The 10067-nt window shown below is 74.0% G+C and carries 10 protein-coding genes and 1 pseudogene; 5 read left to right on the top strand and 6 right to left on the bottom strand.

All coding sequences use genetic code 11. The features are described 5' to 3' along the window. Positions 1 to 5: 5 nt before the first annotated feature. Positions 6 to 1376 carry a serine/threonine-protein kinase gene (locus tag ACYVMZ_RS10150; protein ID WP_461077857.1) on the bottom strand — a complete coding sequence of 457 codons (1371 nt, stop codon included), beginning with the start codon at positions 1374 to 1376 and terminating at the stop codon, positions 6 to 8. Between the two features lie 159 nt (positions 1377 to 1535). Further along, a complete protein-coding gene (locus tag ACYVMZ_RS10155) occupies positions 1536 to 1877 on the bottom strand; it encodes a VOC family protein (RefSeq protein ID WP_461077814.1) in 342 nt (113 codons plus the stop codon). Between the two features lie 133 nt (positions 1878 to 2010). Here ACYVMZ_RS10155 and ACYVMZ_RS10160 point away from each other — a divergent pair, with 133 nt between their 5' ends. Further along, positions 2011 to 2577, top strand: a complete 567-nt coding sequence (locus ACYVMZ_RS10160; RefSeq protein ID WP_461077816.1) for a DM13 domain-containing protein — start codon at positions 2011 to 2013, stop codon at positions 2575 to 2577. Between the two features lie 183 nt (positions 2578 to 2760). Then, positions 2761 to 2898: a hypothetical protein gene (locus ACYVMZ_RS10165; protein WP_461077861.1), complete on the top strand. Its 138-nt coding sequence runs from the start codon at positions 2761 to 2763 to the stop codon at positions 2896 to 2898. On the opposite strand, the pseudogene ACYVMZ_RS10170 reads toward ACYVMZ_RS10165, so the two are convergent. The 3 genes and pseudogenes from ACYVMZ_RS10170 to ACYVMZ_RS10180 form a co-directional block, all read right to left on the bottom strand. Continuing rightward, positions 2873 to 3111, bottom strand: a pseudogene (locus tag ACYVMZ_RS10170) (CBS domain-containing protein); the annotation flags it as partial. The gene ACYVMZ_RS10165 and the pseudogene ACYVMZ_RS10170 overlap by 26 nt on opposite strands. 51 nt (positions 3112 to 3162) lie before the next feature. Then, entirely contained in the window at positions 3163 to 3606 is a 444-nt protein-coding gene (locus ACYVMZ_RS10175; protein ID WP_461077818.1) for a hypothetical protein, read from the bottom strand. Positions 3607 to 3870: 264 nt separating this feature from the next. Next, a complete protein-coding gene (locus tag ACYVMZ_RS10180; protein WP_461077820.1) occupies positions 3871 to 4536 on the bottom strand; it encodes a peroxiredoxin-like family protein in 666 nt (221 codons plus the stop codon). A gap of 139 nt (positions 4537 to 4675) precedes the next feature. Here ACYVMZ_RS10180 and ACYVMZ_RS10185 point away from each other — a divergent pair, with 139 nt between their 5' ends. Together ACYVMZ_RS10185 and ACYVMZ_RS10190 are read left to right on the top strand one after the other, a co-directional pair. Next, positions 4676 to 5272, top strand: a complete 597-nt coding sequence (locus ACYVMZ_RS10185; RefSeq protein ID WP_461077822.1) for a TetR/AcrR family transcriptional regulator — start codon at positions 4676 to 4678, stop codon at positions 5270 to 5272. A gap of 122 nt (positions 5273 to 5394) precedes the next feature. Beyond that, positions 5395 to 5691 (top strand): hypothetical protein, encoded by a 297-nt coding sequence (locus tag ACYVMZ_RS10190; RefSeq protein ID WP_461077824.1) that lies wholly within the window; start codon positions 5395 to 5397, stop codon positions 5689 to 5691. Here the strand turns inward: ACYVMZ_RS10190 and ACYVMZ_RS10195 are convergent. Next, complete coding sequence (locus ACYVMZ_RS10195; RefSeq protein WP_461077826.1) at positions 5645 to 8842, bottom strand: BTAD domain-containing putative transcriptional regulator; 3198 nt, start codon at positions 8840 to 8842, stop codon at positions 5645 to 5647. The two genes, ACYVMZ_RS10190 and ACYVMZ_RS10195, sit on opposite strands and share 47 nt — an antisense overlap. 75 nt (positions 8843 to 8917) lie before the next feature. Here ACYVMZ_RS10195 and ACYVMZ_RS10200 point away from each other — a divergent pair, with 75 nt between their 5' ends. Beyond that, on the top strand, positions 8918 to 9811 hold the full coding sequence (locus ACYVMZ_RS10200) for an NAD(P)-dependent oxidoreductase (RefSeq protein ID WP_461077828.1): 894 nt from the start codon (positions 8918 to 8920) through the stop codon (positions 9809 to 9811). Positions 9812 to 10067: the final 256 nt, after the last annotated feature.

The following is a 10067-nucleotide window of genomic DNA, read 5'->3' on the forward strand; positions in this document are numbered from 1 at the left end:
CGTCGTCAGTCCTCGCCCGCTTCCCCCGCTTCCCCTTCGTCACCGTCGTCCTGGCCACGCTGCTCGTACACCCGCTCCCGCTTCTTCCCCCCCTTGTCTCCCTTGCCCTCCTTCTCGGCCTCCTGCCGATCGGGGCCGGCGCTCTGCGATGCCGGCAGGTCGGTGGCACTGGCCGGGGAAGAGGCGGCCGGGGAGGAGACGGGGGCGCCGGACGGGGAGACGGCGGCCGGGGCCGGGGGTGTGGCGGAGCTCGTGGGGCCGAGCACGTCGGTCTGTGGGGTCTCCGCGGAGGTACGGCCGGGCGAGAGCCACAGCATGCCGACGAGCATCGCGGTCAGGAAGACCAGCGCCCCGGCGGCCGCGGCCACTGCCCTGGGCCGCCGGGTGACGAAGTGGCGGATGCCCGGCCGGGACGCGTGCCCGGCGACGGACGGCAGCGCGTACGTGGTCGCGGGGGTCGACTGGGGGACGTACGGGGTCCGCCCGGAGAGCCCGCCCTCCGGGAGTGCGGTCTCGGCTGCGGTCGCGGCCGGTGCGGGGGCGGGGGCGGGCAGCGGCTCGGGCCGGCCCTGCCATGCGCCGGCGCTGAACCAGTCGGCGACCTCCCGGGCGGTGGGCCGGTCCTCGGGGCGCTTGGCGAGGAGACCGAGCAGGTAGTTCTCGAAGGCGGGCGGCAGTTCGGCGCCGAGGTGCCGGGGTGGCACGGGGGAGGCGTCGAGGTGCTGGTGGAGGATCGCCACAGCGCTGTCGGCCTGGAACGGCGGGCGGCCGGTGAGGAGTTGGTAGAGCACGCAGCCCAGCGCGTACACGTCGCTCGCCGGGCCGGCGGGTTGCCCCAGGGCACGTTCCGGAGCGAGGTAGAGGCTCGTGCCGACGATCTGCCCCGTCGTGGTGAGGGCGGCGCCCGGGTCGTCGACGAAACGGGCGATGCCGAAGTCGCCGATCTTGACGGAACCGTCGGCGTCCAGCAGGAGGTTGGCGGGTTTGATGTCGCGGTGCACAATGCCCTGCTGGTGCGCACCGGCGAGCCCGGACGCGGCCTGGGCGGCGATCCGGGCCACCTGCTGCGCGGGCAGCGGGCCGGTGCGGGTCAGCACGCGGGCGAGGCTGTCGCCCTCGACCAACTCCATCACCAGGAAGAGACGGCCCTCGTGCTCGCCGAAGTCGAAGACACCCACCACATGAGGGTGGTTGAGGCTCCCCGCGGTCTGCGCCTCCAGTCGGAAGCGCGAGGCGGCGGTGGGGTCCGAGTCCTGTGGCAGCAGAAGCTTGACGGCCACCGGTCTGGCCAGGGTCTCGTCGTAGGCCCGCCAGACCTCACCCATCGCGCCGCGTCCGATGGCGTCGTGCAGCCGGTACCGGCCCGCTACTAGCACCTGTGCTTCATCCCTCATGCCGTGGAGACATCTCGACCGCCGCTGGCCATAACTCACCGCCGTAGCCGGGGTGATGGTGGGGGGTGCCGCAGCAGCCCCAGCTTAATGGCCTGGTGGGGGTGCCCGAGCACGGTCGGAGCCGGTTCGCCGGTCCTGCGGTCAGAGGGGAGCGCCACCGAATTCGATCTCGTTGCCGTCCGGGTCGCGATAGCCGGCCTTGCGCACGCCGTTGGGGTACGTCTCGCGCTTCGCGGGCTGAAGTCCCCGCTCGGCGATCTGGGCGACGAGGGTTTCCAGGTCGTCGACGAAGATGATGTGGAGGGCGTGGCCGGCGCGCCCGGGCCGCTCCTCGATGAACACCGACCGATGCTCCGCGAGTTCCCATACGGCCTCGGTGCCGCTCGCGACGTACGTCGGCGGCGAGCCGAACAGCCGCTCGTACCAGGCGAGTGCCGTCGCGTAGTCGTTGACGGGGATGCCTGCGAAGAGGTCGACGGCCATGGCGTCATGGTAGGTGCCGCGTCGGCGGCCCGCGTGGTGACGTAAGGGTTTCGTCATCTGCCACGGGGGTCGCGATCGCCGCTCGTTCCGGTGGAATGGGTGCCGACGGAGATCTCTTGTGAGGAGGGGCGCGATGGGTTGGACGCGGCGCGGGTGGGCCAGGCCGTTGGTCGTGCGGGCGCTGGTGGCGGTCGTCGTCGGGGCCGGTGCGGGGCTGTACTGGTTCCAGCCGTGGAAGCTGTGGCAGGACGAGACGGTGCAGGAGACCCTGCCCGGGGCGGTGGAAGCCACCGGGACGCCTGCGGCGGGGCCGTCCGAGGCGTCCTCCCCGGCGGCTCCGGCCGGGCCGGTGACACTGGCGAGCGGCCGGCTGATCAGCCATGAGCACGCGACGTCGGGCACGGTGAAGCTCGTACGGCTCGCCGACGGCTCCCACGTCGTCCGGCTGGAGAAGCTCGACACCAGCAACGGGCCGGACCTGCGCGTCTGGCTGACCGACGCGCCGGTGAAGGAGGGCCGCGCCGGCTGGCACGTCTTCGACGACGGCGCGTACGTCAGCCTCGGCGAACTCAAGGGCAACAAGGGCAGCCAGAACTACCGGCTGCCCGATGACGTCGATCCGGCCCAGTACAGCAGCGTCAGCATCTGGTGCGACCGGTTCGACGTCTCCTTCGGCGCCGCCGAACTCACCGGCCTCTGAAGGAGGATCGGTTCCCGAGCCGGGAGGCATCCCACGTCGGCTCGCCAGGCGTGGCCCGTGGTGCGGGTACGGCATCAAAAACACATGAAGATTGCCGGCGTCCGGCAGTGAAACGATCCCCTGCCGCATGTGAGGATCCCATCAAGCCGGAGATCAGCGCCGGGCGAGAGGGGGATGGCGCGGATGGCCTGGTTTCTCGGACTCGGCATGACGGGGGTCGTGCTGATCGCCCTGTCGCTGGTCTTCGACGGAATGCTGGACGGCGCGTTCGACGGCGCGCTGGACGGCGTTCTCGACGGGTGGCTGTCCGGGAGGCGGTGATCACGCCGAGGAGTCCCGCGCCGGCCTCGTCACGGTCCACGACCGCCACCAGGGGCTGCGAACCCGGGCCATCAGGGCCGCCACCTCCAGCGCCGTGTCGTCCAGCACCAGCAGGGCGGGCAGCCGGTGCCGGGCCATCAGCCGCGCCGCGTTCATGGCGTCGGTGTCGACGCCGACCGTTTCGTTCTCCACCGCCAGGTCACGTGCCCGCACGCTCGGCTCCCGTTGCGTTCTTCCGTCCCCAGGTCACGTCTCCATCGAGCGTCACGCTCCCGCGGTACGCCGACCAGCCGCCGCACCGCGGTTGTCCCGGCCGGTGACGCGGCGGTGTGCCCCGATCGCGTGCACGATCCGCGCGACGAGTGTGCCGACGAGCGCGGCGCCCAGCAGGAGGATGATCCGGGCGACGTCGGGGCGGCCCTGCCAGGAGAGTTCGCCGCGGGGCGCGACCGTGAAGGCGTTGAGGAACAGCCAGCACACGACGGCGATGCCGGGGGCGGCCCGGAACCGGGCGGGCAGTCCCAGCAGGGCCGCCAGCCCGCACAGCGCGCCCAGGGCGACCGCGGAGCCCGCCAGTGGGCCGGCCGCTCCGAGCGCCACCACCATCAGTGCGGAGCCGGCGAAGGCCGCGGCCCAGACGAAGGGCGTGGCCACCGGCTCGGGCACGGGCCGCACACCGCTGCCGCGCAGGTGATGCCACTCCACCACGACCGACCCCTCTCCCTGAGCCGCATGCCACTGTCGGGTCTCTCTTCTTCCATCACAACGCATGTCAGGGCCGATTGGAGGACAGAAGACGCGGATTCCTCACGGGATCCGTACGGCCTCATGGGTCGGCCTCGGCGTGGTGGACGCCGAGGCGCTGGAGAGGGTCTGGCCGTGTCGGCGGCCGACGGCCTCGGCCCGGATGTGGGGCCGGGACCTCCCGGACGCCGCGCCGGGTGACGTCCGGGCGGGGCGCCCGACGAAGGCTCACCTCAGGGCGTCGAGCGCGGTGAGGACGTCGGCCGGTTCCGCGCGCCGGGTGTAGTCGGTGTCGACGAAGGCCCAGCGGATGACGCCCGCGCGGTCGATGACGTACGTCGCGGGCAGCGGCAGGGTGCGGGCGTGGCCGCCGTTGACGCGCTGGAGGTCGAAGCCGAACCGGTCGTAGAGCGCGGCCAGGTCCTCCGGCAGGTCGAAGGCGAGACCGTACTGCTTGGCGGTGTCGCAGCCGACGTCGCTGAGGACGTCGAAGGCGAGTTCCTGCCGCTCGGTCAGCGTGAGGGACTCGTCCGGGACCTGCGGGGAGACGGCCACCAGGCGGGCGCCGCGCGCGGTGATGGCGTCGTGGTGCCGCTGGAGGGCGCGCAGCGCGAGGTTGCAGTACGGGCACCAGGCGCCGCGGTAGAAGGTGAGCACGACCGGCCCCTCGGCCAGCAGGGCCTCCAGGGCGACGGTCCGGCCGGTGGGGGAGGGCAGGGCGAAGCGGGGTGCCCGGTCGCCGACGGCCAGTGCGCGACCGGCCTGGCCGGAGGCCGCGAGGTCGTGGGCGGCGCGTTCCATCAGGGCTCGGTCCTCGGCGGCGATGCGGTGGACGGCCCCCTCGCGCAGGGCGCGGAGCCCGGCTTCGAGGGTGGGGTGGGTCTCGCGGGTCATCCGGTCTGCCTCCAGAGCGCGACGAGGGGAAACGCGTCTCGGGCAGGTCCCGGACGCATCTCGGAACGATCGTTCCGAGATGGCCCAACCGTAGCGCGCGCGGAGCTATCTTGGAACCCTCGTTTCAGGATGGTGAGGCATGCCCGACATCAAGCACTTCGACCCGGACGAGGCCCTGGAGACGGTCGTACGGCTGTTCTGGCGTCAGGGCGTCGCCTCGACCGGCATCCAGGACGTCGTGACGGCCACCGGGCTCAGCCGCTCCAGCCTGTACGACACGTTCGGCGGCAAGCAGGAGCTGTACCTGGCCGCGCTGCGCCGCTACGTCGACAGCCGCGCCGAGCCGGCGTTCCGTCGCCTGGCCGGGGACACCCGGGGCCTGGCGGCCGTCGCCGACTTCTTCGCCGGTCTCATCGAGGCGCGCTGCTCGGGGCCGTACGCGCGCTGGGGCTGCATGGTCGTCAACGCGCACGCCGGCACCGAGCATTCCGATGACGAGGTGCGGGCGCTCCTCGAACAGCACCACCGGCGCCTGCGTGCCGCGTTGCGGGCGGCGCTGGCCGGGGCCGAGGCACGCGGACAGCTCGCTCCCGGCTGCGACGTCGAGGCGGCCGCCGATCTGCTGTCCCTCCTCGCCTACGGCGTGAACCTCCGCTCGCGCGCGGGAGCGGACGCGGAGGGCCTGCGCCGCACGGTGGCCACAGCCCTGGCTTCGCTCGGCCGGGAAGTGCCGTGACGCCTCCGGCGGCCGGGCCGGCACGTATCACGGGCGCCGCGAGGAGCCGGCCCCGCGGGCCGGCATCCGTACGGCCCGGGCGTCCGGCCGCCACGTGACGCCATGCGGTCCACCCCGCCTGCGTGCTCGGCCGCGCCGGCGGCCTGGCGGCCCGCAACCCGGGCGGACTCGGCCTGCTCGCCCGCATCGACGAGCGGCCGGCCAGGCAGCGCACCATCTCCCGTCAGGTCTTCCTCTCCGCCGCCCGCGACGGCCTGTGGCCCGCATGGCGGCCGCCCGGAGACGACCTGGCTGGAGGAGGTCACCGGAGCGGTACGACGGCCCGGCCGCCGCGACGCGCACACGGGGCCGGCCCGCGCGGCGAGCGGCTGGTCACGGCTGACCGGGCAGCGCGGGATGGCCTCTCGCCCCCTGGCTGAAGGCCCGCTCGTACGCCTCGGGGGTCAGGCCGGCGCGGACGGTCTCGGTGATGCGGTCGACGTCGCCGCGTTCGGCCGGGGGCAGCGGCGCACCGACCGTGTCGCGGGCCGCGGCCGCCGCGCCGAGCAGCCGGGCGGCCTGGGCGTGGGCGCCCGCGAGGGCCTCGGCTCCGGCCAGGCCCTCCAACGCGAGGGCGAGCGCGCGCGGGTCGCCGGTGCGGGCGGCGTGGTCGAGTCCTTCCCGGTGCAGTTTTCGGGCGGTGCCGGAGTCCCCGCGCTGTTCGGCGACGAAGCCGAGTTCGGCCAGGATGAACGCCACCCCGTGGTCGCTCTCCCACCGGCGACACCAGTCTAGCCAGGCGCGCAGGTGGGTCTCGGCGTCGTCCAGTCGGCCCTGGCGCCGGGCCACGAGCCCCAGACCGGTTTCGGCGAACTCCTCACCACGCTGGTAGGCGTGGGCCACGGCCAGCTGCCTGGCGCGTTCGTGGAGGTCCCGGGCACGGTCCAGGTCGCCGGTGAGGACGGCGGTGCGGCCGAGGCGCGCCAGCATCTTGCAGGCGTCGTTCCACAGTTCGAGGTCGTGGGCGAGCCGGTGACCTTCTTGGCGCAGGTGTTCGGCCGTACCGTAGTCGCCGGTCACCTCGGCCAGGTCCGCGAGGACGTAGGCGGTCTGCAACCGGCCCCATCCGTCGCCGAGTTCACCGAACAGCGCCTCCGCCTGCCGGGCGTCGGCGCGCGCGCGGTCCAGTCGGCCCTGGTGGAGGAGCACCTCGGCCCGGACCGCCAGCGCCGCGGCGGCGCCCCAGCGGTCCCCCAGGGCGGCGAAGCCGGCGTGCGCCCGGTCGGCGAGGTCGAGGGTGACCGCCGGATCGCCGAACCCGGCCCTGCCCAACGCGATGAACCACTGTGCGCGGGCCCGTCCGGCCGGGTCCTCGACGGTGTCGTACAGCTTCAGCACGGCCTGGCTGCCGGCGTCGTCCACGGCGTACGGGTCGATCGGGTCGTACGTGTCGAGCAGGAGCAGTGACATGCCCGCCCGCCAGGCCCGGGCGGCGGCCTGCCGCGCCGGGGCGCCGCCGAGCGACAGCGCGAGGTCGAGCGAGCGGCGCGCCTCGGCGAACCGGCCGCGCAGGAACCAGAACCAGGCGAGGGCGTCGACCAGCCGCAGCGCCGCGTCGGCGAGGCCGTGGCGTACGGCGTGGGCGAGGGCGGCGCGGACACCCGCGGCCTCGGCCGACAGGCGTTCCAGCCACTGCCGCTGCTCGGGTCCGCGCAGCCGGGCGGCGGCGTGCTCGGCGAAGTCGGTGTAGTGGGCGAGGTGGCGGTCGCGGGTGCGCCGGTCGTCCTCGTCGGCGGCCTCGGCCAGCCGCTGGGCACCGTAGGCCGCGACCGACTCCAGCAGCTGGTACCGGCCGTCCCGCCGCACGACCAGGGACCGGTCGACCAGCCGCCCGAGCAGGTCGAGGACGTCCGCGCGAGCCACCAGCCCGTCGGCGCACACCGCTTCGGCCGCCTCCAGGGTGCAGCCTCCGGCGCACACCGCCAGGCGGCGCAGGACGATCCGCTCCGGCTCACCGAGCAGGCCCCAGCTCCAGTCGATCGTCGCGCGCAGGGTGCGCTGCCGGGCCGGGGCGGCGCGCAGGGGCGCGGTGAGCAGCCGGAAACGGTCGTCGAGCCGGGCGGCGAGGTCGGTCACGGGCATCACGCGCACCCGGGCCGCGGCCATCTCCAGCGCGAGCGGGATACCGTCCAGGCGACGGCAGATCGTGGCGACGGCCCGCGCGGTGTCCGGTCCGAGACGGAAGGCGGGGTCGGCGGCGACGGCCCGGGCGACGAAGAGCCGTACCGCGCTCGACTGCTCCAGCCGGTCCCCGTCCGGTCCGGGCAGGTCCAGTGGCGCGACGGGCCACAGGTGTTCGCCGGCCACCGCGAGCGGCTCCTGGCTGGTGGCCAGGATCCGCAGGGCGGGCGCGGCACGCAGCAGCCGTGCGGTCAGCTCGGCGACCGGTTCCACGACGTGCTCGCAGTTGTCCAGCACGAGCAGCAGGTCCCGTCCCGCGAGGGAGTCGGCGAGCTGTCCGGGCAGGGAGCGTACGGGGGCCCGCAGGTCGTCCCGCAGGCCGAGCACCGCCGCGACGGCCTCGTGCACCTCGGCCGCGGTGCGTGCGGTGGCGAGCTCCACCAGCCATACGCCGTCCGGGAGTTCCCCGGACCGGCGTCCGGCCGCCTCCAGCGCCAGCCGGGTCTTGCCGACCCCGCCCGCCCCGGTCAGCGTCACCAGGCGCTCGGAGGCCAGCAGCGAATCGAGCCGCCGCACCTCATCGGTGCGGCCGATCAGCTCCGTCAGCGGGGCGGGCAGGTTGCCGCGCGGCCGGGCCGCGGGCGCGACGGCGGGGGAGAGGGTGGGGTCCTGCCGCAGGATCGCCTCCTGCAACTCGGCCAGCTCGGCGCCCGGATCGAGGCCGAGGTCGTCGCGCAGCCGGTCGCGCACCTCGCCGAGGCTCGCCAGCGCCTCGTCCTGCCGGCCCGCCAGGTACAGGGCGCGGACCTGGGCGGCGCGCAGCCGCTCACGCAACGGATGCGCGGCGACCAGCTCACCCAACTCGGCTGCCAGCACCGTGTGTTCGCCGAGGGCGAGCCGCGCCTCGGCGAGCTCCTCCAGCGCGACGAGCCGCTGTTCCTCCAGCCGCCGGGCTTCGGCGCGTACGAACTCCTCGTCGGCGTGATCGGCGAACGCCTCGGTGCCGCGCCACAACTCCAGGGCCTCGCCGAGCAGCCGGGCCGTGGCACGCGGGTCGCCGGTGACCGCCCGCGCGCGGCGCAGCAGCGTCTCGAAGCACCCGGCGTCGACCGCGTCGTCGCCCACCCGCAGCACATACCCCGGCGGCCTGGACTCGATCACGTCGCGGCCGCCCGGCTCGGCGTCCTCCAGGGTGCGCCGCAGCAGCGAGACCTTGGACCGCAGCGTACGGACGTCGTGGGCCGGCGGCGCGTCTGCCCACAGGGCGTCGATGAGACGGTCCACCGGGACGACCCGGCCCCGGTGCACCAGCAACGCGGTCAGCAGGGTGCGGATCCTTCTCTCGGGAACCCGGACGGGCCTCCCGTCCGACGTCCACACCTCCAGGGGACCCAGCACTCCGAAACGCACCCGCCCACGTTACCCACAACCCCGCCGCAGCTTTTCCGGAGACGGACCGGAACCCCTCTCGCGCACAGTCGTGCCATGACCAGCACACCGAACACCGCATCACCCACCGGCTCCGGCACCGCACCCGTCACCGTCATCGGCCTCGGCCTGATGGGACAGGCCTTGGCCGCCGCCTTCCGCAACGCCGGCCACCCGACGACCGTGTGGAACCGCACCCCCGGCAAGGCCGACGCCCTGGTCGCCCAAGGCGCCGTCCTCGCCCCGTCCGTGGCCGACGCCCTCCGCGCCAGTCCCCTGGTCGTGGTCTGCCTCAGCGACGCGGCCGCCGTACGCGACACGCTCGGCCCGCACCGGGACCTCCTCGCCGGCCGGACCCTCGTCAACCTGACCTCCGGTACCTCCGACGAAGCCCGCGAACTGTCCACCTGGACCGCCGACTACGTCGACGGCGCCATCATGGCGATTCCCGAAGTGATCGGCCGCCCCGAGGCGTTCCTGCTGTTCAGCGGAGCACCGGAGGCGTTCGAGAAGCACCGTGACAGCCTGGGCGCGCTCGGCAACGCGACCTTCTTCGGCACGGACCCCGGCCTGGCGGCGCTGTACGACGTGGCCCTGCTCGGCCTCATGTGGGGCACGCTCAACGCGTTCCTGCACGGGGCCGCGCTGCTCGGCGCGGCGAAGGTGGACGCGACCGCCTTCGCGCCGTTCGCCAACCAGTGGGCCGCCAGCGTCACCGGATTCGTCAGCGCCTACGCCGAGCAGATCGACCGGGGCGCCTACCCGGCCGAGGACGCCACCCTGGAGACCCATCTGGCCACCATGAAGCACCTGGTGCGGGAGAGCGCCGCCGCCGGCGTCGACACCGACTGGCCCGCCCGTATCCAGTCCCTGGCCGAGCGCGCCATCGCCGCGGGCCATGCCGGGACCAGCTACGCCAGCCTCATCGAGGTCTTCCGGGGCCGGGCCTAGGGCGGAAACACCGGAACGCCTCGATGAAAACGATTATCATGTATCTTCGAGGCGTTCCGGGACCCCGACAAGAAACCGAGGCCATCGATGCTGCGCCCACCGTCGAGACCCGTCCGAAGCTGGATCACCGCCGCGATCGTCGGTTCGGTCCTCGTCGGATGCGGCGCCTCCGCCGAACCCGCGAGGGAGAAGGCCGCGGCGGCCGGTGCGAAGACCGACGTCACGGTGAAACCCATCGAGGCGACCCGGGAGTTGG

This window comes from Streptomyces deserti (assembly GCF_054782695.1).

Coding starts and splice junctions, on each gene's coding strand:
- ACYVMZ_RS10160 (WP_461077816.1), top strand. CDS start 2,011: ATGGGTTGGACGCGGCGCGGGTGGGCCAGGCCGTTGGTCGTGCGGGCG.
- ACYVMZ_RS10165 (WP_461077861.1), top strand. CDS start 2,761: ATGGCCTGGTTTCTCGGACTCGGCATGACGGGGGTCGTGCTGATCGCC.
- ACYVMZ_RS10185 (WP_461077822.1), top strand. CDS start 4,676: ATGCCCGACATCAAGCACTTCGACCCGGACGAGGCCCTGGAGACGGTC.
- ACYVMZ_RS10180 (WP_461077820.1), bottom strand. CDS start 4,536: ATGACCCGCGAGACCCACCCCACCCTCGAAGCCGGGCTCCGCGCCCTG.
- ACYVMZ_RS10200 (WP_461077828.1), top strand. CDS start 8,918: ATGACCAGCACACCGAACACCGCATCACCCACCGGCTCCGGCACCGCA.
- ACYVMZ_RS10155 (WP_461077814.1), bottom strand. CDS start 1,877: ATGGCCGTCGACCTCTTCGCAGGCATCCCCGTCAACGACTACGCGACG.